The organism is Bradyrhizobium sp. SZCCT0148 (assembly GCF_018129985.1).
In the GTDB taxonomy this organism is placed as follows: Bacteria; Pseudomonadota; Alphaproteobacteria; order Rhizobiales; family Xanthobacteraceae; genus Bradyrhizobium; species Bradyrhizobium japonicum_H.
Map to the genome: position 1 here is coordinate 289,300 of NZ_JAFCKT010000005.1, position 22,247 is coordinate 311,546.

18 protein-coding genes and 1 other RNA gene are annotated in these 22,247 nt (G+C 65.2%); 15 read left to right on the plus strand and 4 right to left on the minus strand.

Annotation, left to right across the window (positions count from 1 at the left end):
* Positions 1–159: 159 nt before the first annotated feature.
* From JQ580_RS18385 to JQ580_RS18405, 5 genes are all read left to right on the plus strand, one after another.
* Entirely contained in the window at positions 160–1,473 is a 1,314-nt protein-coding gene (locus JQ580_RS18385; protein ID WP_212281456.1) for an HlyD family secretion protein, read from the plus strand.
* A gap of 33 nt (positions 1,474–1,506) precedes the next feature.
* Entirely contained in the window at positions 1,507–3,090 is a 1,584-nt protein-coding gene (locus JQ580_RS18390) for a DHA2 family efflux MFS transporter permease subunit (RefSeq protein ID WP_212281457.1), read from the plus strand.
* 482 nt (positions 3,091–3,572) lie between these two features.
* The gene (locus tag JQ580_RS18395; protein WP_212281458.1) at positions 3,573–5,372 is read left to right on the plus strand and encodes an ABC transporter ATP-binding protein; all 1,800 of its coding nucleotides are present in this window, start codon (positions 3,573–3,575) and stop codon (positions 5,370–5,372) included.
* An 89-nt stretch (positions 5,373–5,461) separates the two neighbouring features.
* Positions 5,462–6,868 carry an MATE family efflux transporter gene (locus JQ580_RS18400; RefSeq protein WP_212281459.1) on the plus strand — a complete coding sequence of 469 codons (1,407 nt, stop codon included), beginning with the start codon at positions 5,462–5,464 and terminating at the stop codon, positions 6,866–6,868.
* Between the two features lie 71 nt (positions 6,869–6,939).
* Entirely contained in the window at positions 6,940–8,211 is a 1,272-nt protein-coding gene (locus JQ580_RS18405; RefSeq protein ID WP_212281460.1) for an O-antigen ligase family protein, read from the plus strand.
* Here the strand turns inward: JQ580_RS18405 and JQ580_RS18410 are convergent.
* The gene (locus JQ580_RS18410; RefSeq protein ID WP_212281461.1) at positions 8,208–8,951 is read right to left on the minus strand and encodes a sulfite exporter TauE/SafE family protein; all 744 of its coding nucleotides are present in this window, start codon (positions 8,949–8,951) and stop codon (positions 8,208–8,210) included. The two genes, JQ580_RS18405 and JQ580_RS18410, sit on opposite strands and share 4 nt — an antisense overlap.
* Positions 8,952–9,177: 226 nt before the next feature.
* On the opposite strand from JQ580_RS18410, the gene JQ580_RS18415 reads away from it, so the two are divergent.
* Positions 9,178–9,435: a hypothetical protein gene (locus JQ580_RS18415; protein WP_212281462.1), complete on the plus strand. Its 258-nt coding sequence runs from the start codon at positions 9,178–9,180 to the stop codon at positions 9,433–9,435.
* 6 nt (positions 9,436–9,441) lie between these two features.
* On the opposite strand, the gene JQ580_RS18420 is transcribed toward JQ580_RS18415, so the two are convergent.
* Positions 9,442–10,812 (minus strand): aminotransferase-like domain-containing protein, encoded by a 1,371-nt coding sequence (locus tag JQ580_RS18420; RefSeq protein ID WP_212281463.1) that lies wholly within the window; start codon positions 10,810–10,812, stop codon positions 9,442–9,444.
* A gap of 76 nt (positions 10,813–10,888) precedes the next feature.
* Here JQ580_RS18420 and JQ580_RS18425 point away from each other — a divergent pair, with 76 nt between their 5' ends.
* On the plus strand, positions 10,889–11,323 hold the full coding sequence (locus tag JQ580_RS18425) for a DUF983 domain-containing protein (RefSeq protein WP_212281464.1): 435 nt from the start codon (positions 10,889–10,891) through the stop codon (positions 11,321–11,323).
* Between the two features lie 136 nt (positions 11,324–11,459).
* On the opposite strand, the gene rnpB is transcribed toward JQ580_RS18425, so the two are convergent.
* Positions 11,460–11,876: RNase P RNA component class A (rnpB, locus tag JQ580_RS18430), an RNA gene on the minus strand.
* Between the two features lie 148 nt (positions 11,877–12,024).
* Here rnpB and JQ580_RS18435 point away from each other — a divergent pair.
* Both JQ580_RS18435 and JQ580_RS18440 read left to right on the plus strand, forming a co-directional pair.
* On the plus strand, positions 12,025–12,378 hold the full coding sequence (locus JQ580_RS18435) for a YciI family protein (protein WP_212281465.1): 354 nt from the start codon (positions 12,025–12,027) through the stop codon (positions 12,376–12,378).
* 21 nt (positions 12,379–12,399) lie between these two features.
* Positions 12,400–13,632: an RNA polymerase sigma factor gene (locus JQ580_RS18440; RefSeq protein ID WP_212281466.1), complete on the plus strand. Its 1,233-nt coding sequence runs from the start codon at positions 12,400–12,402 to the stop codon at positions 13,630–13,632.
* A 65-nt stretch (positions 13,633–13,697) separates the two neighbouring features.
* On the opposite strand, the gene JQ580_RS18445 is transcribed toward JQ580_RS18440, so the two are convergent.
* Entirely contained in the window at positions 13,698–14,480 is a 783-nt protein-coding gene (locus tag JQ580_RS18445; RefSeq protein ID WP_212281467.1) for an N-acetylmuramoyl-L-alanine amidase, read from the minus strand.
* A 538-nt stretch (positions 14,481–15,018) separates the two neighbouring features.
* Here JQ580_RS18445 and rsmH point away from each other — a divergent pair.
* The 6 genes from rsmH to mraY all read left to right on the plus strand — a co-directional run bounded on the left by rsmH (position 15,019) and on the right by mraY (position 22,246).
* Complete coding sequence (gene rsmH / locus JQ580_RS18450) at positions 15,019–16,008, plus strand: 16S rRNA (cytosine(1402)-N(4))-methyltransferase RsmH (RefSeq protein ID WP_212281468.1); 990 nt, start codon at positions 15,019–15,021, stop codon at positions 16,006–16,008.
* Positions 16,009–16,011: 3 nt separating this feature from the next.
* A complete protein-coding gene (ftsL, locus tag JQ580_RS18455; protein ID WP_106948658.1) occupies positions 16,012–16,404 on the plus strand; it encodes a cell division protein FtsL in 393 nt (130 codons plus the stop codon).
* A complete protein-coding gene (locus JQ580_RS18460; protein ID WP_212281469.1) occupies positions 16,401–18,143 on the plus strand; it encodes a peptidoglycan D,D-transpeptidase FtsI family protein in 1,743 nt (580 codons plus the stop codon). The genes ftsL and JQ580_RS18460 overlap by 4 nt, the downstream gene beginning before the upstream one ends.
* 80 nt (positions 18,144–18,223) lie before the next feature.
* Entirely contained in the window at positions 18,224–19,681 is a 1,458-nt protein-coding gene (locus tag JQ580_RS18465; protein ID WP_212281470.1) for a UDP-N-acetylmuramoyl-L-alanyl-D-glutamate--2,6-diaminopimelate ligase, read from the plus strand.
* Positions 19,678–21,057, plus strand: a complete 1,380-nt coding sequence (locus JQ580_RS18470; protein ID WP_212281471.1) for a UDP-N-acetylmuramoyl-tripeptide--D-alanyl-D-alanine ligase — start codon at positions 19,678–19,680, stop codon at positions 21,055–21,057. The genes JQ580_RS18465 and JQ580_RS18470 overlap by 4 nt, the downstream gene beginning before the upstream one ends.
* Positions 21,058–21,142: 85 nt before the next feature.
* A complete protein-coding gene (gene mraY, locus JQ580_RS18475; protein ID WP_212281472.1) occupies positions 21,143–22,246 on the plus strand; it encodes a phospho-N-acetylmuramoyl-pentapeptide-transferase in 1,104 nt (367 codons plus the stop codon).
* Position 22,247: the final 1 nt, after the last annotated feature.

Consider the following 22,247-nt stretch of genomic DNA (forward strand, 5'->3'; position numbering starts at 1 on the left):
GCGGCCATGAAACCCGAATAAAGGATTCTCGCCAGTAGGGTCCGGCCGAGAAATTATGTATATTGACCGAACCGTTCGGTCAATGATATTTGAATTGGCGAGAAGGATCGGGCCGCAGGCCGGCCTCTCCTTGCTCGCGCTATTTTTGGGGAGGCCTTTATGGCCGTATCGAGAGACCAGGCTGCGCGCGTCCTTCGCCACGAAACGGTGGAGGATCACGCGGACGGTGGTGCCGCGATCGAGAACGCTGTGCCCCTTGCCGAGCAATTGCGCTCTCAATCGGCCGAGGAAGCCAAGCGCCGCACCGCCGAGGCGCCGGAGAAACCCGTGACCGACAAGCCGGCCGCACCAGCGCCCAACGCACCGGCCGCCGGCGCTCCCAAATCCGGCAAACGCAAATTCGTCCTGATGGGCGTTGGCCTCGTGCTGGCGCTCGCCGCCGCGAGCTATGCCGGCTACTACACGCTGGTCGGTCGCTTCTACATTTCCACCGACGACGCCTATGTCCGCGCCAACAACACCATGCTGGGGGCGCGCGTTGCCGGCCACATCGCCTCGATCCTCGCGGGCGACAACACCACCGTGCGCGCCGGCGACATCGTCTTCCGCATCGACGACGGCGACTACAAGATCGCGGTCGATGCCGCCGCGACCAGGATCGCAACCCAGCAGGCCACAATCGATCGCATCGGCCGACAGGTCGCCGCGCTCGACAGCCAGGTGGCGCAGGCCAAGGCGCAGCTTGTTTCGGCCCAGGCGGGCCTCAAGCGCGCCGATCTCGATTACGAGCGCCAGCAGGCACTGAGCAACAAGGGCTTTGCCTCGCGCGCCACTTTCGAGAGCTCGGAAGCCGGACGCGACCAGGGCGCCGCTGCGGTCAAGGCCGCGCAGGCCGCCTACGACGTTGCAATCAGCAATGTCGATGTCGCCAAGGCGCAGCAGGCCGAAGCGCAGGCCCAGCTCGCCGAGCTCAAGACCACGCTCGCCAAGGCCGAGCGCGACCTCAGCTTCACCGCGGTACGCGCACCGGTCGACGGCACGTTCTCGAACCGTCTGGTCAGTGCCGGCGACTTCGTCGCGGTCGGGCAGCGTCTCGGCAATGTCGTGCCGCTCGACAACGTCTATATCGACGCCAATTTCAAGGAAACGCAGCTCCGGCGCATCCGTCCCGGTCAGCCGGTGACGATCAAGGTCGATGCCTACGGCATGCGCAAGTTCAATGGTGTCGTCGACAGCATCGCGGCGGGCGCGGGCTCGGTGTTTACGCTGCTGCCGCCCGACAACGCCACCGGCAATTTCACCAAGATCGTGCAGCGCGTGCCCGTCCGCATCCGCGTGCCGAAGTCGGTGGCGAAGCAGAACCTGCTTCGTGCCGGCATGTCGGTCTATGCGACCGTCGACACCAACAAGGGCGCGGCCGACGCCGACAGCGAGGTCGACCTCGACGATCCCACCGCGATCCATCCGCAGTAAATCGCGCTCCCTGCGCTGCGAGGTCGGACGACTATGGCGAACGCCACGACTGCTTCACCTGCCCTGATGGCGGCCCAAGATTCGGAGCGCATCGCGCCGAAGCGGCTGTTCGCGTTCATCATCATGGTGTTCGGGATGTTCATGTCGATCCTGGACATTCAGATCGTCTCTGCTTCCCTCAGCGAGATCCAGGCGGGCCTGTCGGCGAGCTCCAGCGAAGTCTCCTGGGTCCAGACCGCCTATCTGATCGCCGAGGTGATTGCGATCCCGCTGTCGGGATTCCTGTCACGCGCCTTCGGCACGCGGCTGTTGTTCGCGATCTCGGCGGCCGGCTTCACCGCCTCGAGCCTGCTCTGCGGCTTCGCCACCACCATCGAGGAGATGATCCTCTGGCGTGCACTGCAGGGATTTCTGGGCGCGGGCATGATCCCGACGGTGTTCGCCTCGGCCTATACCGTGTTTCCGCGTTCGAAATTCCACATCGTCGGTCCCATCATCGGACTGGTCGCAACCCTCGCACCCACGATCGGGCCGACGGTCGGCGGCTACATCACCGATCTGATGTCGTGGAACTGGCTGTTCTTCATCAACGTCGTGCCCGGCATCGGCATCACCATCGGCGTGCTGGCGCTGGTCGATTTCGACGAGCCGCATTTCGAGCTGCTCGACCGCTTCGACTGGTGGGGCCTCTTGTTCATGGCAGGTTTTCTCGGCACCCTGGAATACGTGCTGGAGGAAGGCCCGCAATATGAATGGATGCAGGACACGTCGGTCGCGATCTGCGCCTGGATCTGCGCCATCTCGGCAATCGCCTTCTTCTGGCGCGTCTTCACGGCGGCTGAGCCGATCGTCAATCTGCGCACCTTCTCGGATCGCAATTTCGCGATTGGCTGCCTGCTGCAGTTCTGCATCGGCATCGGCCTCTATGGCCTGACCTACATCTATCCGCGCTATCTCGCCGAGGTGCGCGGCTACAGCGCGCTGATGATCGGCGAGACCATGTTCGTCTCCGGCATCACCATGTTCCTGGTCGCGCCGCTGGTCGGACGGCTCATGACGAAGCTCGACATGCGCTACATGATCGCATTCGGCCTCATCGTGTTCGCGATCGGCTCCTATCAGATGACCTGGATCACCCGCGACTACGATTTCTACGAGCTGCTGGTGCCGCAGATCCTGCGCGGCATCGGCATGATGTTCGCGATGGTGCCGACCAACAACATCGCACTCGGTACGCTGGCGCCGGAGCGCGTCAAGAACGCCTCGGGCCTGTTCAACCTGATGCGCAACCTCGGCGGCGCGGTCGGGCTCGCGGTCATCAACACCGTGCTGAACGACCGCACCGATCTGCACATCACCCGCCTCCAGGAGCGCGTGACCTGGGGCAATGCGACCGCGACCGAAACCCTGACCATGTTCATGCAGAAATTCCAGGGGCTCGGCGATTCAACGCTGATGGCGATGAAGCAGCTCTCCCAGCTCGTGCACCGCCAGGCCGTGGTGATGAGCTTCGGCGACGCCTTCTTCCTGCTGACGCTGTTCTATCTCGGCCTCAGCCTGCTGGTGACGTTGCTGAACAAGCCTGCCTCGCTGACCGGCGGCGGCGACGCGCATTAGGCGGGCCGGCTTGACCGGGCGACCCAGTACGCCGAGACCGTGATGACGAGCCGGGACGCCGCGGCGTACTGTTGCCCCGACAAGCCGCGGCATGACAGCAAAAATTGAGGCGACGGCGTCGCTGCAACATCGCGCCCGCCGACCAAATTGCAACACTCATCCGTGATTTCGCGCGGGCCCCGTTGCAAACCGCAAAACGCACATCTATAAAGCGCGCCTCATTCATTCGAACCGGGGAGAGATTTGCATGATTTCGTCGCATTCGCAGATCGCACGCCCGCGCTCGATGATCGCCTGGTTCGGGATGTACGCGGCCTGCTAGAGGCCTCTTCCGCCAGCTTCGATTGGACCCGGGTTCAGACCACGCGTTCCGATCGTTTTTTCTTCCGAAGTCAAATTAACTTCAGGTGACGCCGTTTCGGCCCTCGCGGCCGCTCTGCGTCCATCGATGGAGCCGGCCCGCCAAGCGGCCGGATGATGTCATGACCATTTCGTCCAATAAGCCCGCGGCGATCCGCCTGGTGCTGCCCTTCGTGTTCCGGCACTGGCTGAAGCAACCGGGACGGGGCCTGATCGTGGCCGGCGGCTTGCTGGGTGCCACCATCGCCGACCTCTTCATGCCCGTATTCTCGGGCCGGCTGGTCGATGCGCTGACGCGCGGCCCGTCCGATCCCGATGCGCGGCATGCGGCGCTGATGGCTTTCGGCGCCATCGTGGCGCTTGGCGCAGCCTCCGTGGTGCTGCGGCTGACAGGGCTTCAGGCGATCGTGCCGTTCACGCTCAAGATCATGTCCGAGGTCGCCCAGGAAGCCTTTGAGCGCGTGCAGCGCTTCTCCACCGACTGGCACGCCAACGCCTTCGCCGGCTCCACCGTGCGCAAGATCACGCGCGGCATGTGGGCGCTCGACCTGCTCAACGACACCATCCTGATGGCGCTCGCGCCGTCGCTTCTGGTGTTGATCGGGTCGGTGATCCTGATCGGATTGCATTGGGTCTCGTTGGGTGCCGTCATCGCGCTCGGCGCGATCTTCTACGTCACCATCACCGTCGTGTTCTCGACGCGCTACATCGCGCCGGCTGCCCGCGTTTCCAATGCATGGGATACCAAGGTCGGCGGTACGCTGGCGGACGCTCTTACGTGCAATCCGGTTGTGAAATCCTTTGGCGCCGAGTTGCGCGAGGATGCGCGGCTGGCGCGTGTCGTAAGTCGCTGGCGCGTGCGGGTGCGGCGGACTTGGTTGCGTTACAACTACACCGCCATGGCGCAGCTGACACTGCTGCTGTGCCTGCGCGCGTCAGTCATCGGCGGCTCGGTGCTGTTGTGGATGTACGGGCACGCCTCGCCCGGCGACGTTACTTACGTGCTGACGAGCTACTACATCATCCACGCCTATTTGCGAGACGTCGGCATGCACATCAACAACCTCCAGCGTTCGGTCAACGACATGGACGAGCTGGTGGCGATCCATGCCGAGCCGATCGGCATCGCCGATGCGGCCGGTGCGCAGCCGATCGCGATCGAGGGCGGCGAGATCGTGTTCGAGGATGTGACGTTCCACTATGGCGGCCATCGCGCGCCGCTTTATGAAGGGCTCTCGGTGACGATCCTGGCCGGTGAACGTGTCGGCCTGGTCGGCCGCTCCGGCTCCGGCAAGACCACCTTCGTCAAGCTGGTGCAGCGGCTCTATGACGTCACCGGCGGTCGCGTGCTGATCGACGGGCAGGACATCGCATTGGCCACTCAGCAATCGCTGCGCAGCCAGATCGCGATCGTGCAGCAGGACCCGATCCTGTTCCACCGTTCGCTCGCCGAGAACATCGCCTATGGCCGTCCCGGCGCCAGCCTCGAGGCGATCGAGCAGGCGGCACGGCTGGCCAACGCGCACGACTTCATCCTGCGCCTGCCGAAGGGTTACGGCACGCTGGTCGGCGAGCGCGGCGTGAAACTGTCGGGCGGCGAACGGCAGCGCGTGGCGCTGGCGCGCGCCTTCCTCGCGGACGCGCCGGTGCTGATCCTGGACGAAGCGACCTCGAGCCTCGATTCGGAATCGGAGGCGCTGATTCAGCAGGCGATGGAGCGGCTGATGAAGGGCCGCACCTCGATCGTGATTGCGCACCGGCTGTCGACGGTGCGCAGCCTCGATCGCATCCTGGTGTTCGACCGCGGCGAGATCGTCGAGCAGGGCACTCATGCCACGCTCGCGGGCAAGCCGGGAGGCATCTATCGCGGCTTGTTCGAGCGCCAGGTGGTGGAGCTCGGGCACGCCGCAGCGGCGGAGTGAGGCGGGCGGCTGCGGGACCAAACTCCCGCAGCCACGTCGCCCATGATGCGCCAAGCATGCGTCAATGCATGCGTCAAGGATGGAATGAGATGAAAGACCTGACGAACGGCTCCATCGTGAGACATATCCTCGTCATGACGCCGCCCATCATGGCCGGGATGGTCTCGATCATGATCTGCCAGCTGGTCGATCTGTATTTCGTGTCGGGATTGGGCGATGCCGCCGTTGCGGGTGTCGCTGCGGCTGGCAACGCCGGCTTTCTCGTCAACGGGCTGATGCAGGTGCTCGGCGTCGGCACGGTCGCGCTGATGGCGCATGCCGTGGGACGCAAGGATCGGGCGGACGCCAATCTGATCTTCAACCAGGCCATCGCGCTGTCGGTGCTGTTCGGCCTGGCGACGCTGGTTGCGGGAGCGGTGCTGTCGCGCCCCTATATGCGTTCGATTGCCGCGGATCAGGCCACGGTCGAGGCGGGGACGGTTTACCTGCTGTGGTTCATGCCGGCGCTCGCTCTGGAGTTTGCCATGCAAGTGATTGCGTCCGGGCTTCGCGCGACCGGCATCGTGCGCCCCGCCATGCTGGTGCGGGTGGTCGCGGTCGTCATCAACATCGCGCTGGCGCCGGTGCTGATCTCGGGCTGGGGCACCGGCTACGCGCTCGGCGTCGCCGGTGCCGGACTGGCGAGTTCGATCGCGGTCGCCATCGGCGCTCTGATGCTGCTGGCGTATTTCCGCAAGGTCGAGCGCTATGTCGCCTTCAATCCCGCGCAATGGCGTCCCCAGCCGCACCATTTGAAACGCATTCTCAACGTTGGCCTGCCCGCCGGCGGCGAGTTCGCGATGATGTTCATCTTCATGGCGGTGGTCTATTACGTGCTGCGTGATTTCGGCCCGGCGGCGCAGGCCGGCTTCGGCATCGGGCAGCGCGTGCTCGGCCTGATCAACATGCCGGCCTTGGCGGTCGGGCTGGCGGCCGGGCCGATCGCCGGCCAGAACGTCGGCGCAGCCAACGCTGCGCGCGTGCGGGAGACCTTCGTCAAGGCCGCTTTGATCGTCACGATCGTGATGGCCGGCTTCATGACGCTTGCGCAGGTCAAGCCGGAGCTGCTGCTCGCCGGTTTCTCGAACGACCGCGAGACGATGGAGATCGCCTATTTGTTTCTGCGGATCATCTCGTTCAACATGGTGGCGCAGGGGCTGATCTTCACCTGCTCCAGCATGTTCCAGGCCCTCGGCAACACCAGGCCGGTGCTCTTGAGCTCGGCGACGCGGGTGTTCACCTACTCGCTGCCGGCGATCTGGCTCTCGACGCGGCCGGGCTTTCGCATGGAGTACGTCTGGTATTTGTCAATCGCGGCGACAATGTTGCAGGCGGGCTTGAGCCTGTGGCTGCTGCGCCGCGAGTTCAGGAAGCGCCTGACTTCGGCGCCGAAGGAGAACCTGCCAGAGCAAGAGAGTGCTGAACCCATTGCGTCTCTCGCCCGCGAGCCTGCGTAACGGTAGCTTGTCCCATCCCGGCTGCTCCGGCTAATTTGCCGGGCAGTGGGGAAGCTGGCTGCAAAGGGCCGATGACCGGAGTGACGAACGAGCCGCAGGCGGCGTCATGGCTCTCCGCGATCTGGGCGGCGCGCTATCGCACGCCGGCCCGCTTCGTCGCGCTGATCGCGCTGCTGCTGCCGTGGACCACGACCGGGCTGATTTTCGCGCTCATACCCTGGCTGATCGCCTTCGCCTTCCTCGATCTGCGCGCGTTTCCCCGCTCTCTGCTTCGCCCGGTCTGCCTGCTGCCGATAGCGCTGGTCACGCTCGCCGCCGTCGGCACGCTCTGGTCGGATGCGCCATGGCCGGACCGGATCCACGCGATCGGGCCGTCGGCGAAGCTGCTGGTCATTCCGCTCCTGATCTACCAGTTCGAGCGGTGGCCGTACGGCCATTGGGTGTTCTTCGCCTTCCTCGCGTCCTGCGCGGCGTTGATGCTCTATTCCTTCGCCGTCGCCATCGACCCCGCGCTCTCGCTGAAGCTCTATCTGTCGCGCGGGCCCTACAGGGTCGAAAGCGGGATCGCGGTGCGCAACTACATCGACCAGAGCCAGGAATTCGCGCTCTGTGCCATCGCGCTGATCTATCCGATCGTGGCGCTGCTGCGACAACGCCGCACCGGCATCGCGACGCTGTTCGCGGCACTTGCGATCGGGTTTCTCGCCAACATGATCTTCGTCGTGGTGTCGCGCACGGCGCTGGTCACGCTGCCGATCCTGGTGGTGGTGTTCGCGTTCCTGTATCTGCGCCGGCGCGCGGCGCTGCTCGCGGCAGGCGCGATGGCGCTGGCGGCCATGCTGCTTTTTGGCGTGTCGCCGCATCTGCGCACGACGGTTGCGAAGTTTCAGGCGGATTACGAGGCGAGCGTGAAGGATGGCCAGGTCAGCGGCATGGGGTCACGGCTGGAATATTGGCGAAAGTCCCTGGGATTTATCGCCGAGGCACCGTTGGTCGGTCACGGCACCGGCGCGATCCGCAGCCTGTTCGCCAAGGCGGCCGTCGATGCGCGCGATGATCCGCTGCGCGGCGAAATCGTCGGCAATCCGCACAATCAGACCCTGAGCGTGGCTGTGCAGTGGGGCGTCATCGGTGTCCTGATCCTCTATGCGCTCTGGTTTGCGCACCTGTCGATGTTTCGCGGTGAGGGGCTGGCCTGCTGGATCGGCCTGCTGGTCGTGGTGCAGAACATGCTGACTTCGCTGCTCAACACTCATTTGTTCGATTTCACGCCCGGCTGGATCTATGTACTCGGCGTCGGTGTCGCCGGAGGCATGGCGCTTTCAGGAGCGCGTAAGAGCTAGAGCGCGCCGAGACTGTTCCAGACGAGAGTGAGGCCGGAGAGGAACAGCAGGCCGAGCACGACGTCGCCAAAATGCTTGTCGTTCAGCGCGTGATAAACGCGCGCGCCCGTCCAGGTGCCGATCAGCGTGCCCGGAAAGGCGACGGCTGCGAGCCAGATCACCTTGAGCTCCACGATCCCGGACACGGTCTGCATCACCAACGCGGCCGCGAGCACGGTGAAATTGAAGAGCTGGAAGATGCCGCGCCGCTCATGCTTGTTCCAGCCGCGGATGTTGGCCCAGATGATCGGCAGCGGACCGGACAATCCGGCAAGGCCGCCGAGAATACCGCCAGCAAAGCCGATCGCACCGTCGGCAAGGCGGCCGCCGAACTTGATCGCAAGCGGCCTCTTGTTCAGATAGAGCGCGCTCGAAAAAACCAGGATTAAAATGCCGACGCTCAGCTTGAACACTTTTGGATCGGCGGAGGCGATCAGCATGGTGCCGAGCGGCACGCCGATCAATCCCCCAATCAGGAACGGCCATACCAGCGAAAGGTCAAAACTCTTCCACATCGACGGCAGCGTCGAGGTCTGCGCGATCACCGAGCAGATCAGCACCAGCGGCACCGCGAGCGAGGGCGGCAGCACGTAGAGCCAGATCCCAAGCGCCATCAGCGCCGTGCCGAATCCGGCGAGGCCCGAGACGAAGCCGCCGGCCAATGCGCCGAACAGCAGCAGCGCGTAAGTGAGCGTTCCCAACCAGTTGGTCCTTGTCGCAATGGGCGATCCCGAACGGTTGATCGCCACTGCCCGCATAGCACGGCTTCGGCCATGGGGGTCAATTTCAAAACCGCACGCAAGCGTGATGGCGGGGGTCGGGCGTTCGCGGAAGACGCGCCTACATGATGGCCATACTTCAATCCAGCGGCATGCCAGCGCCATTTGATGCGCTCGCTTGTCCGGAACCAGAGGACGGAGAACGACGATGACCCGTACGACGATTGCCCTTGCGGCCGCGCTGCTGTCAGCGGCTTCCTTGACGCCGACCGTGGCGCAGGCGCAGTTTTCCGAGCCTGCGGCCTATCAGGCCGCCCATCCCGATCGCGACGTGCTCAATGGCGGCCAGCTCACGCCGGCGGCGCGCGCGGCCCGTGGTGAGACAGTGGCGCCGAGCGAGGCCTATGCGGCCTATCCATCAGGTGTGACGCCCGTCGTCCGCCCGCGCCATCGCCGTCATCATTAGGTTTTGCTAAACGATCTGCCTTGTGTCGGCGGGCCTGTGCAGCGCGCCGACCAGGATGCGCAGCGCTTCGGTCAATTCGGCCCTGTTGCGCGCGGCACCGAGTGAAACGCGTGCCGCGTTCGGCGGCGTTCCGTCGACAGTGAAGGCATCACCGGCGACGACCGCGAGGCCGTTGCGCAAGAGATAGCCGGCGACGTCGGGGCGGTTCTCGGGCAGCCGCAGCCAGAGATGATGCGCCGCGGGCTTTGTCAGAAACTGGAAACCCTTCAAGGCGCGCTGGGCGAGTTGCTGGCGGCCGACGGCCTCATTGCGGATGGCCGTGATGATGCGATCGGCGATGCCGGTCTCGATCCAGTGCGTCACCAGCGCGACCATCAGCGGCGCCGGCATCTGCACGGTGGCCTGAAGGCAGGTCCGCATGTCCTGCTGCGCGGCGCTGTCGGGCGTCACGAGATAGGCAACGCGCAGCGCTGGTGCGATGCATTTTGACAGCGTGGTTGCGAGATAAGTCCGCTCCGGAATGAGATTCGCGATCGGCGAGGCCGCACGGTCGAGCAGGCCGTAGGCGTCATCCTCGATCAGCACCGTGTCGGCATCGCGGACGATCCTTGCAATCGCGTTGCGCCGCTCGGCCGACAGCGTCGAAGTGGTCGGATTGTGCAGCGTCGGAATGAGATAGACGGCTTTCGGATTGTGCGTGCGGCAGGCTTTCGCCAGCGCATCGGGCAGGATGCCGCCGTCGTCCATGGCGACGCTCACGAGTTTGACGCCGAGCTGCGCAGCCGCAGCCTTGATGCCGGGAAACGTGAGGGCTTCGGTCAGCACGACGTCGCCGGGCCAAGCAATGTGCGCGAGCAGGTTGAACAGGATGGTCTGCGCCCCGGGAAAGATCACGAGCCTGTCGGCATGTGCATGCGGGACGCGGGTGCGCATCCAGCGGGCCGCGACCTCGCGCTCATGGGCACTGCCGCCCGGCGGCTGGTAATTGAGGAAGGCAGTCAGGCCCGATTGCGCGCGCAGGGCCTCCATGCCGGCGATGATGCGTTCGTCGAGCTGCGCCTCCAGCGGATGCGGCGGCACGTTCATCGACAGGTCGATGGTCACCGGATGCGGCAGGTCGACCGCGCGGCGCGCGCTGGTCTCCGACACGAACGATCCCTGGCCGACGCGCGCCTCCATGATGCCGCGTCGCCGCGCCTCGGTATAGGCGCGCGTCACCGTGGTGAGGTCGACGCCGAGCGCCTTGGCCAGCGCGCGCTGCGTCGGCAATTGCTGGCCGCGCACCAGCCGGCCGGCGCCGATGTCGGCTTCCATAGCTTCGACGATGCGCTGATAGCGGGGCCCTGACAGCTCCGAGATTGTCGGGGTCCAATCCATGCAATGTAGGCCCATTTCCTTTGAATGTATGGATACAGGATATTATTGTATGGATCAGTGAAAAGGAAGGTCCGTCATGGCAACCGGTTCGATCTCTCTGGCGAAGGCAATGTGGCGCGGCTTCCTGGGCAAGTGCCCGAACTGCGGCGAAGGCCATCTGTTCGGCCGGTTCCTGAAGGTGGCTCATTCTTGCGACCATTGCGGCGAGGAGCTGTTCCACCAGCGCGCCGATGACTTTCCGGCCTATCTCGTAATTGTCGTGGTTGGTCATCTCGTGGTGCCGGCGATCCTCGCGGTCGAGACCGCCTATGTGCCGGCGGTCTGGCTGCAACTGGCGGTGTGGCTGCCGGTGACGCTGTTCGCCTCGCTCGGACTGCTGCAGCCGACCAAGGGCGCTATCGTCGGCCTGCAATGGCAGATCGGCATGCACGGTTTCGAGGCGAGCAAGCTGCGGCGCGAGGGCACCGAGCTTGCGCCCATGCTGGTGAAAGCGGACACGCGCGCCGCCTGAGGCGCGGTCACGTGGAAGCGTTGCTGAAAATGGTGAGGGGTTCGATGCGGTCGGCATCGAACCCCTCGTTGCTTGCTGAGCAAGACGCGTTGTCTTGACGCGAACCGGAAACCCGCTTCGCACGAAAACGCTTTAGAATATCAGCCGGCCTGTAAGCCGGGTTCTGTAAGGCACCGCCCGCTTGCACGAACGATACGCGACGGCCATTCCTCTGGGACCATGTTTGCACGTGGCCTCAAGCAACCTACCCGGACGGCGGGCCTGACATCGCCCCGCGGCGTTATCGCTTGCGCGAACAGCCCGCTACGCCGTCCCTATTCGGTTTTGCTCCCGGTGGGGTTTGCCATGCCGGCTCCGTTGCCGGACCCGCGGTGCGCTCTTACCGCACCTTTTCACCCTTACTTCCTCCGAGGAGGGAGCGGTTCGTTCTCTGTGGCACTTTCCCTGGGGTCACCCCCGCCGGACGTTATCCGGCACCGTATGTCAAGGGAGCCCGGACTTTCCTCCCCGGCGGCCTTTCGACCGTTGCCGGAGCAGCCGTCCGGCCGACTGACTGGTAACGCATGGGCATTTGTGACGGTTTCGTCAAGCTGATATCGCCGCGCGCGCTTTGCCGGAATAATTTATCCTGAAGATGTCGTTTGGAGGCGAACTCGTTCGACTGGATGTCGGCGACACAGCCGAACAACGGGAGTTAAGCGATGCAGTATCTGCTCATGATCTACCAGAACGAGGTCGAGTACGCGAAGAACGACGCGGCGACCAGCCAGAAGATGCTGGCCGAATACCAGACCTTCACACAAGGCATCGTCCAGAGCGGTAATTTCAAGGCCGGCGATCGCTTGCAGCCGACCACGACCGCGACCACCGTGCGTGTGCGCGACGGCAAGACGCTCACGACCGACGGGCCGTTTGCGGAGACCCGCGAGCAGCTCGGTGGCTACTATCTGATCGAGGCCAAGGATCTGAACGCCGCGATCGAGATCGCGGCGCGGATTCCGAGCGCGAGGATCGGTTCGATCGAGGTGCGGCCGATCTGGGTCTACGACAAGTAAAGCCTGGCGGCGCATCGACGCATGACACCTTCCGAGATCGACAAGATCTTCCGTGACGAGGCGGCGCGGGCGCTGGCCACGCTGATCCGCCTCGTCGGCGATTTCGATCTGGCCGAGGACGCGCTTCAGGATGCTTTTGCCGTCGCGCTGGAACGCTGGGCGGCGTGCGAGGTCCCCGACAATCCGCGCGCCTGGCTGGTCAATGTCGCAAGGAACAAGGCGATCGATCGCGTCAGGCGCCAGGCCGTCTTCCGTAGCAAGCAGCTGGCGCTCCTGCATGAGATCGAACTCAACGCGCAAGCGATCGACGCGCCGCCGGCAATGCTCGACGACGATATGCTGCGGCTGATCTTCACCTGTTGCCATCCCGCTTTCGCGACTGAGGTTCAGGTCGCGCTGACGCTGCGCACGGTCTGCGGACTGTCGACGGCCCAGGTCGCGCGCGCCTTTCTCGTCGGCGAGGAAGCGATGGCGCAGCGCCTGGTCCGCGCCAAGCAGAAGATCAGGCTCGCCGGCATCCCCTACGAGGTGCCCGAGCGCGACGCGCTGGCGCCGCGGCTCGATGGCGTGCTTGCGGTGATCTACCTAGTGTTCACCGAGGGCTATGTCGCGACCGAGGGGGCGGATCTGATGCGGCCCGATCTTGCGGTCGAGGCCATCCGGCTTGGCCGCTTGCTCGATCGGCTGATGCCGGATCGCGGCGGCATCAAGGGCTTGCTGGCCCTGATGTTGCTGCACGATGCACGCCGCGCCGGACGCGAGACCGCAGCCGGCGATATCGTATTGCTCGAGGAGCAGGACCGCACGCTGTGGGATCGCGGGCAGATCGAGGAAGGCTTGCGTCTGGTCGAGGATGCGTTGCGCGTCCCCGGCCGGCCGCAGCCTTACGCGGTTCAGGCTGCAATCGCCGCGCTGCATGCGCGTGCGCCGAGCTTTGCGCAGACCGACTGGCGGCAGATCGCCGGGCTCTACGAGGTGTTGCTGCGCATCGCTCCCTCTGCGGTGATCGAGCTCAACCACGCTGCTGCCGTGTCGATGGTCGACGGGCCGGCGCGTGCGCTCGATCTCGTCGATGCGATCAGCGCCCGAGGGGGGCTGCGCGGCTATGAGCTGTTGCCCGCAGTGCGCGCCGATCTGCTGCGGCGAATGGGGCGCAAGGACGAAGCGCGTGAGGCGTATAAGGCAGCGTCTGCGGCGACCCAGCTGGAGCCGTTGCGGCGGCTGTATGCGCGGCGGGTGAGGGAGATGGGGTAGGGGCTACACACTCCGTCATTGCGAGGAGCACTTGCGACGAGGCAATGACCGGGCAGCGATCGCCGTCACTTCGACGCGACAGCCGTGCCCTCTGCCGGCAAGCTCGCCAGCAGCGCCTGCAATGTCGACAGCGTCGAATGGTCCGCGACACCATCCAGCCGTGCCGGCCGGAAATGTCGCTGGAACGCGGTAACGACTTCCATGGTCGCGGCGTCGTATTTGCCATTCAGCGGCACGCCGTAGCCGTATCTGGCGAGCGCCTGCTGCAGGCTCAGCACCTCGTCGCTGATGGTGCCGAGCATCAGGGTCTCGCCGCGCACGATCGGGGCGGGCGTCACCCAGTGACCGACGCCGGAATTGGCCAGCGAGTGCCACGGAAACTTTTCGCCGGGGTCCTTCTTGCGCGCGGGCGCGACGTCGGAATGGCCGAGCACCCGGTGGGCCGGCACCTTGCGGCGAAGCATGATGCCGCGGCACAGTGCGATCACGGCGGCGATCTGGCGCAGCGGATATTCCGGATAGCCCCAGTCATGGCCGCGATTGATGATCTCGACGCCGATCGAGCAGGAGTTGATGTCGTCCTCGCCGGCCCAGGACGAGACGCCGGCGTGCCAGGCGCGCTTGGCCTCCGACACGCATTGCACGATGCGGCCGTCTTCCAGCACGACATAATGCGCCGAGACTTCGGTCCCCGCGGTGCACAGCCGCGCCAGCGCGCCCTCGACGTCGGGCATGCCGGTGTAGTGCAGCACGATCATATCGGGCTGCCGCGCCTTGTTGCGTTCGCCATAGTTCGGCGAGGGGATGATGTCGGACACGATCGAGGAATCTGGTTCGAACGCCCTCATGCTCGCCGCGGCCTTGGGAACCGGGAGGACGCGTTGACGCTTCGAATCAGAACCAGACGGTGTGGACGAACCGGGCGGCGGCATAGACAAACCAGGGTGGGACGGAGAGTGGGCCAAGCCCTTCTCTTTACTATTCCTTTACCCTCCATCGTGCGCAATCGCGCGGCGCGGTTAACGGATGCATTTTCGCGATGTGTGTGGATGAAGCATCACCGCATCATCAGCTTTTCGACTTGTCAGCCGCCGAGCAACGCTTTCTTAACGCTAAGGGTCGTTACTGAGGGATGAAGAGCCGACCCGCGTCCGGAGGCGGCCAAAGCGTATTTTGGCTCGAAATCCCATGGCTGCCCGACAAATTCCGCTGGGAACACTCGGTTTGCCGCCCAGGACAGTCGGGCCCGGTAACCATGTTGGATTGGGGCATTGTCGTGGAACCGCCGCGACGTGGAATGATTCGAGGCGTTATGGGCTTGTTCGTCCCCGATCTCGCTTGGACGTCAGGACCCGCCGACGGGCTTTGGGTCACAGGGCTTGGTGCATGAGCTCGGCCCCGCATATCCCCGTTCTCGGCCGCGAAGCCGTCGACCACCTCGCCCCACGCGAGGGCGGTATCTATGTCGATGCCACCTTCGGCGCCGGCGGCTACAGCCGCGCCATTCTCGACATGCCGGGAACCCGGCTCATCGCCATTGACCGCGACCACACTGCCATCGCCGCAGGTGCCGAACTGGTCGAACGTTCCGCGGGCCGGCTGACGCTGGTCGAGGACCGATTCTCCAATCTCGCCGCGGTCTGCGCCGCGCAAGGCGTGGACGCCGTGGACGGCGTCGTGATGGATGTCGGGGTGTCCTCGATGCAGCTCGACCAGGCCGGCCGCGGTTTCTCATTCCGCCTCGACGGCCCGCTCGACATGCGGATGGGGCAGACGGGGCCGACCGCCGCCGACGTGATCGCGCGGGCCTCCGAGGGTGATCTCGCCGACGTCATCTACCAGCTTGGCGAGGAACGGCAGTCGCGCCGCATCGCGCGTGCCGTCGTGGCCGACCGGCAGGAGACGCCGTTCACGACCACACGCGCGCTGGCTGATCTCATCGGCAGGATCGTGCGCTCCAAGCCCGGCGACATCCATCCGGCGACGCGCACGTTCCAGGCCCTGCGCATTCTCGTCAACGAAGAGCTCGACGAACTTCAGACCGCGCTTGCTGCTGCCGAGCGCGTGCTCAAGCCCGGCGGCCGCCTCGTCGTGGTCTCGTTCCATTCGCTGGAAGACCGCATCGTCAAGAATTTCCTCTCCGAGCGTTCGAAGACCGGTGGCGGCTCGCGGCATCTGCCGGAGGTGGCTCAAATTCCGCCGAGCTTCCAGCTTCTCACGCGGCGGCCCGTGGTCGCCGGCGACGACGAGGTCGCGCATAACCCGCGCGCGCGTTCCGCAAAGCTTCGCGCGGCCGAGCGCACCTCGGCGCCCGCGCATGACGATGGCGAACCATCGTCCTGGCCGAGACTCTCCGACGTGTTGAGGGGAGGCTAGCGCATGCGCATCATCCACCTCCTCGTCATCGGCGCGCTGATCTTCGCGGCGGCCTATGTCTACCGGATCAAGATGGACTCAACGGCGCGCACCGAGAAGGTGTTGCGGCTGCATGCGGAGATCCGCGAACAGCGCGACGCGATCGCTTCGCTGCGATCGGAATGGGCCAAGCTAGATGCGCCGCTTCGCCTGCAAGGCCTGTCCGACCGGCATCTGCAGCTCAAGCCGGTCACCGGCACACAATATGATTCACTGAAGAACCTGCCGGAGCGTCCGCCGCGGATGTTCAGGCCGGGTGAGCCCGACCCGATCGGGGCGATGCTCAACACCATCGAAGCCGCGAGCGATCCTGACAACGTGACGGGCTCCGTGCCTCAGCCCGAGGACAAGCAATGAGCACTGCGACTCCGGCCAAGCCTACGGAACCCTGGCGCCAGCGGCTGATCCGCAGCCTGCTCTACGGGCGCAACGTCGATCGCGCCGCCAAGGCGCGCGCACGCGTGGGTCTCGCCATGCTCGCTTTCGCTTCGGTCTACGCCCTGATCGGCGGCCGGCTCGTGATGTTTGCAATCGGCGCCGATGCCCACGGCGCACGCCGCGCCGCGGCGCAGGAGGTGGTGGCGACAGCACGGCCCGACATCGTCGACCGCAACGGCGCCATCCTTGCGACCGACGTCAAGGCGGCGAGCCTGTTCGGCGAGCCGCGCCGCATCATCGACAAGGATGAGGCAATCGAGCTTCTCACCGCAACCGTGCCCGACCTCGATGAGGCCGAGGTGCGCGAGCGCCTGAGGACACGCAAGGGCTTCGTCTGGCTCAAGCGCGAGGTCACGGCGCAGCAACAGCAGGCCATCCACAAGCTCGGCATTCCCGGCATCGGCTTTCTGCGCGAGAACAAGCGCGTCTATCCGACCGGCAACGAAGTTGCCCACCTCATAGGTCTCGTCAACATCGACAACCAGGGCATCGCCGGCATCGAGAAGTGGCTCGACAATCAAGGTCTCGCCGATCTCCACCGCGCGGGCTTTGCTACAGACCGGCTGCAAAAGCCGATCGAGCTCTCGGTCGATCTGCGCGTCGAGCACGCGCTGCGCGACGAATTGCTTAAGGCCAAGGACAAGTTCCACGCCAAAGCCGCGTCCGGCATCGTCTCCAACGTGAAGACCGGCGAAATCGTCGCAATGGTCTCGCTGCCGGACTTCGATCCGAACAACCCGAAGGAAGCGCACGACCCCGACCGTATCAACCGCCTGACCACCGGCGTCTACGAGATGGGCTCGACGTTCAAGGCGTTCACGCTGGCGATGGCGCTCGATTCCGGCAAGATCAACCTGAACACGATGTGGGACGCGCGCGGAAACCTGCACTACGGCAAGTTCACCATCCACGACAGCCATCCGCTCGGGCGTTTCATCAACACCAAGGAAGTCTTCACCTACTCGTCCAACATCGGCGCGGCGCGGATCGCGCTGGGGCAGGGCGTCGAGGCGCACAAGGCGTTCCTCGCCAAGATGGGACAGCTGACCCGTCTCCGCACCGAGCTGCCGGAGAGCGCGGCGCCGCTGATCCCGCGGCGCTGGAGCGAGCTCAACACCGTCACCGCCGCGTTCGGCCAGGGCCTGTCTGTGGCACCGCTGCAGGCCGTGATGGGCATCAACGCCCTGGTGAACGGCGGCTATCTGATTCCGCCGACCTTCATGAAGCGCACGCCGGAAGAGGCCGCAGCATTGGCCAAGCGAGTCGTCAGAACGGACACCAGCGACAAGATGCGGTATCTCATGCGGCTCAACGCCGAGATCGGTACGGCCAAGACCGCAGACGTCAAGGGTTATTACGTCGGCGGCAAGACAGGCACGTCCGAGAAGGTCATTAACGGCCGCTACGCCAAGAAGCGCGTGCTCAATTCGTTCACCGCGATTCTGCCCTGCGACGATCCAAAATATCACGTCCTGATCATGCTGGACGAGCCGCAGGCGCTCCCCGAAACGCACGGTTTCATTACGTCCGGCTGGAACGCGGTGCCGACCGGCGGCAAGGTGATCGAGCGGATTGCGCCGCTTCTGGGCGTCGAGCCGCGGTTCGACCTGCCGCCTGCGGACCGCCTTATTCTTGCAGCATCCAGGACAACCCAGTAATCAATCGGGTGGGCCGCAGCCGCTGCTGAGTCGGGGATTTCCCTCGAAATTCGGCTCTCCGGTAAGGCCACTGGAAGACCATGAAGCTGCGCGACCTCCTAGGCCATGACGCCGCGATCGAGCCCGCCATTGCGGCGCTCGAGGCGACTGGCCTTGCGCTCGACAGCCGCGCGGTCAAGGCCGGCGATCTCTTCTTCGCACTTGCGGGCAGCAAGACCGACGGGGCGCGCTTCATCGACGCCGCGGTGGCCGCAGGCGCCGTGGCTGTCGTGGGTGACCATGCGCCGGCGACGAACAAGGTGCCGTTCATCACCGTCGCCAATCCGCGCCGCGCGCTGGCGCTGGCCGCGGCGAGATTCTTCCCGTCGCAGCCCGCGACGATCGCCGCGGTGACCGGCACCAGCGGCAAGACCTCGGTTGCGGCGTTCGCGCGCCAGATATGGGAGCGGCTGGGCCATGCCTCCGCGAGCATCGGCACCATCGGCCTCGTCTCGCCCAAACGGACAGTCTATGGCTCACTGACCACGCCGGATCCGATCGCGCTGCACCGGCAGATCGACGAGATCGCGCGCGACGGCGTGACGCATCTCGCCTTCGAAGCATCGTCGCACGGGCTCGACCAATATCGCCTCGACGGCGTGCGAGTCTCCGCCGGAGGCTTCACCAATCTCTCGCGCGACCACATGGATTATCATCCGACCGTTGCGCATTACCTTGCGGCAAAGCTTCGTCTGTTCCGCGAACTGATCCAACCCGGAGGCGCGGCGGTGATCTCGGCCGATCATGATTGCTCGGCGGAGGCGATTGAGGCGGCGACATCGCGCGGCCTGCGCGTGATGGCGGTCGGCCGCAAGGGCAACGGGGCCGGCGCAGGCATCCGTCTTGGCGGCGCCACAGTGGAAGGTTTTTCACAAGTCCTTGAGCTCGAGCATTGCGGCAGGCGGTATGCGATCCGACTGCCGCTGGTCGGCGAGTTCCAGATCGAGAACGCGCTGGTGTCGGCGGGCCTTGCGGTCGGCACCGGCAGCGACGCCGCCGATGTATTTGCCAGCCTCGAACATCTTGAAGGCGCCAAGGGCCGGCTCGAGCGCGTCGGCGAGCGCAACGGCGCGCCGATCTTCGTCGACTACGCGCACAAGCCCGATGCGCTCGCGAAGGCACTGCAGGCGCTGCGGCCCTACGCGAAACGAAAGCTTGTCGTCGTGTTCGGCGCCGGCGGCGACCGCGATGCCGGCAAGCGCCCTATCATGGGCGAGATCGCGGCCGAGAACGCCGATCGCGTCATCATCACCGACGACAATCCGCGCAGCGAGAAGCCCGAAGCCATTCGCGCCGAAATCCTCGCAACCGCCAAGGGCGCCCGCGAGATCGGCGACCGTGCTGCGGCCATCCGAACCGCGATCGAGGAGTTGCAGGAAGGCGATGCATTGCTCGTTGCCGGCAAGGGCCACGAGACCGGACAGATCGTCGGCGGCGAGGTTCTGCCCTTCAGTGATCACGAGGCGGTCGCCGCCGCATTAGCGTCGGGGGTTGCATGAGCGCGCCGATATGGACGGTTGCCGAAGTGGCGCGCGCGCTGGGCGCGGACGGATCATTCGCGGACACCCCGATCGATTTCGTCACCCAGGACAGCCGGCTGGTGAAGCCGGGCAGCCTGTTCGTGGCGCTGAGCGGCACGCCGAGCGGCGGCTTCGTCTCGGCCTTTGCCAGCGCGCGCGACGGCTGGGAGTTCGCGGACAAGGCGGAAGCCTCGGGCGCGGTCGCGATGATCGTGCCGCACGAGATCGCCGGTATCCGGATTCCGCAGATCGTCGTCAAGGACACGCTCATCGACGGCCTGTGGGCCCTCGCCCGCGCCGCTCGCGCGCGTTTCCACGGGCCTGTGATCGGGCTCACCGGCAGCGCCGGCAAGACCAGCACCAAGGAATTTTTGGCGGCCTATCCAAACGCCTATGCGAGCCCGTCCAGCTTCAACAATTTCTGGGGCGTGCCGCTGACGCTGTGCAATGCGCGGCCGGATGCCAGCCTCTGGGTCGTCGAGATGGGCATGAACCAGAAGGGCGAGATCGCGCGGCTCAGCGAATTGACCAGGCCCACCGTCGCGCTCGTCGTCAACGTTCAACCCGTGCATCTGGAAAAGCTCGGCTCGCTCGAAGCCATCCGCCGCGAGAAGGTGTCGATCGCGCTCGGCCTGCCCGAGCATGGCGTGCTGGTGCTGCCCGCCGGGCTCAAGGCATCCGAATGGAAGGGCAAGGTGGTGCGCTTCGGCGAGCATGCCGAGGTGCACGAGGTCGCGCACGCGCCGCATGGCGAGAGCTGGCAGGTCGTGGCCATGATCGGCAAGAAAGAGATCGCCTTCAGCCTGACGCCGGGGGCGCCGCACCGCGTGCAGAATGCGCTGGCGGCGCTCGCCGCGATCCGTGCGGCCCATCTCGATCCGGCGACGCTCGCAATCAAGCTCGACCGGGTCGGCATCATGACCGGCCGTGGGGTCGAGCAGGCTGTCGGCGGCATCACCGTGATCGACGACAGTTTCAACGGCAATCCGGCCAGCGTAGCGGCTGCGCTGCAAAGCCTGCAGGCGCGTCATATGAGCGGCGGCCGCCGCATTGCGGTGCTCGGCGACATGCTGGAGCTGGGCGATGATGCGCCGGACTATCACACCGGCCTTGCCAAGCATCTCGACGGGATCGACGGCGTCTACTGCGTCGGCCCTCTGATGCGCCATCTCTATGACGTGCTCCCGGCCGGCATGGGCCTCGGCTGGCACGACGATCCCGCCACGCTGAAGCCGAGTGAGGTCGCGAACCTGCTGAAGGCAGGCGACGTCGTGGTTGTCAAGGGCAGCAAGAAGATGTTCTGGGTCAACAAGTTTGTGCCGGGCCTGATGGCCGCCTTGCAGGCAAAGGCGTAAACTGCTTGGAAGGCGCCGTTCCCGAATCCCACCCTTTGCGGCGCGCTGCCGTCGTTTCCCAGGTCGCGCGATAGGACCCGTCTGAATGTTTTACTGGCTGATCGACCTTTCCAACACATTCACGGGCCTCGGTGCCGTTCGCACCTTCTTGAACGTGTTCCGCTACATCACCTTCCGCACCGGTGGCGCCGTCGTCACCGGCGCGCTGTTCGTGTTCCTGTTCGGGCCCTGGATCATCGATCATCTGCGCATCCGCCAGGGCAAGGGCCAGCCGATCCGGGCCGACGGTCCGCAATCGCATCTGTCCAAGAAGGGCACGCCCACGATGGGCGGGTTGATGATCCTGTCCGGCCTCACGGTCGGTACGGTGCTGTGGGCCAATCCGCTCAATCCCTATGTCTGGATCGTGCTGGCGGTGACGCTCGGCTTCGGCTTCGTCGGCTTCTATGACGACTACCTCAAGGTGACCAAGCAGACGACGACCGGCTTCGGCAGCAAGCTGCGCCTGCTGATCGAGGCGGCGATCGCGCTGGTGGCGTGCTACGCGCTGGTGCGGTTGAACCGCGATCCCGCATCGACCGCGCTGACGATTCCCTTCCTGAAGGACACCGTGCTGCATTTCGGCTGGTTCTTCGTCATCTTCGGCGCCTTCGTCATCGTCGGCTCCGGCAACGCGGTGAACCTCACCGACGGTCTCGACGGCCTTGCCATCGTTCCCGTGATGATCGCGACCGCGAGCTTCGCGATGATCGCCTATCTCGCCGGCAACGCGGTGTTCGCCGAATATCTGCAGATCAAATATGTCGCCGGCACCGGCGAGCTCGCGGTGCTCTGCGGCGCGCTGTTGGGCGCCGGCCTCGGTTTCCTCTGGTTCAACGCGCCGCCGGCCTCGATCTTCATGGGCGACACCGGCTCGCTTGCGCTCGGCGGCATGCTGGGCGCCATCGCGGTCGCGGTGAAGCACGAGATCGTGCTCGCGGTGATCGGCGGCCTGTTCGTGCTCGAGGCGGTCTCCGTCATCGTGCAGGTGGTATCGTTCAAGCTCACCGGCAAGCGCATCTTCCGGATGGCGCCGATCCATCATCATTTCGAGCAGCTTGGCTGGACCGAGCCGCAGATCGTGATCCGCTTCTGGATCATCTCGGTGATGCTGGCGCTCGCCGGCCTGTCGACGCTGAAGCTGCGGTGAT

What these genes read in the sequence shown, in the direction of transcription:
- JQ580_RS18385 (WP_212281456.1), top strand. Translation starts at nt 160, where the DNA reads ATGGCCGTATCGAGAGACCAGGCTGCGCGCGTCCTTCGCCACGAAACG.
- JQ580_RS18390 (WP_212281457.1), top strand. Translation starts at nt 1,507, where the DNA reads ATGGCGAACGCCACGACTGCTTCACCTGCCCTGATGGCGGCCCAAGAT.
- JQ580_RS18395 (WP_212281458.1), top strand. Translation starts at nt 3,573, where the DNA reads ATGACCATTTCGTCCAATAAGCCCGCGGCGATCCGCCTGGTGCTGCCC.
- JQ580_RS18400 (WP_212281459.1), top strand. Translation starts at nt 5,462, where the DNA reads ATGAAAGACCTGACGAACGGCTCCATCGTGAGACATATCCTCGTCATG.
- JQ580_RS18405 (WP_212281460.1), top strand. Translation starts at nt 6,940, where the DNA reads ATGACCGGAGTGACGAACGAGCCGCAGGCGGCGTCATGGCTCTCCGCG.
- JQ580_RS18415 (WP_212281462.1), top strand. Translation starts at nt 9,178, where the DNA reads ATGACCCGTACGACGATTGCCCTTGCGGCCGCGCTGCTGTCAGCGGCT.
- JQ580_RS18420 (WP_212281463.1), bottom strand. Translation starts at nt 10,812, where the DNA reads ATGGATTGGACCCCGACAATCTCGGAGCTGTCAGGGCCCCGCTATCAG.
- JQ580_RS18425 (WP_212281464.1), top strand. Translation starts at nt 10,889, where the DNA reads ATGGCAACCGGTTCGATCTCTCTGGCGAAGGCAATGTGGCGCGGCTTC.
- JQ580_RS18435 (WP_212281465.1), top strand. Translation starts at nt 12,025, where the DNA reads ATGCAGTATCTGCTCATGATCTACCAGAACGAGGTCGAGTACGCGAAG.
- JQ580_RS18440 (WP_212281466.1), top strand. Translation starts at nt 12,400, where the DNA reads ATGACACCTTCCGAGATCGACAAGATCTTCCGTGACGAGGCGGCGCGG.
- JQ580_RS18445 (WP_212281467.1), bottom strand. Translation starts at nt 14,480, where the DNA reads ATGAGGGCGTTCGAACCAGATTCCTCGATCGTGTCCGACATCATCCCC.
- rsmH (WP_212281468.1), top strand. Translation starts at nt 15,019, where the DNA reads ATGAGCTCGGCCCCGCATATCCCCGTTCTCGGCCGCGAAGCCGTCGAC.
- ftsL (WP_106948658.1), top strand. Translation starts at nt 16,012, where the DNA reads ATGCGCATCATCCACCTCCTCGTCATCGGCGCGCTGATCTTCGCGGCG.
- JQ580_RS18460 (WP_212281469.1), top strand. Translation starts at nt 16,401, where the DNA reads ATGAGCACTGCGACTCCGGCCAAGCCTACGGAACCCTGGCGCCAGCGG.
- JQ580_RS18465 (WP_212281470.1), top strand. Translation starts at nt 18,224, where the DNA reads ATGAAGCTGCGCGACCTCCTAGGCCATGACGCCGCGATCGAGCCCGCC.
- JQ580_RS18470 (WP_212281471.1), top strand. Translation starts at nt 19,678, where the DNA reads ATGAGCGCGCCGATATGGACGGTTGCCGAAGTGGCGCGCGCGCTGGGC.
- mraY (WP_212281472.1), top strand. Translation starts at nt 21,143, where the DNA reads ATGTTTTACTGGCTGATCGACCTTTCCAACACATTCACGGGCCTCGGT.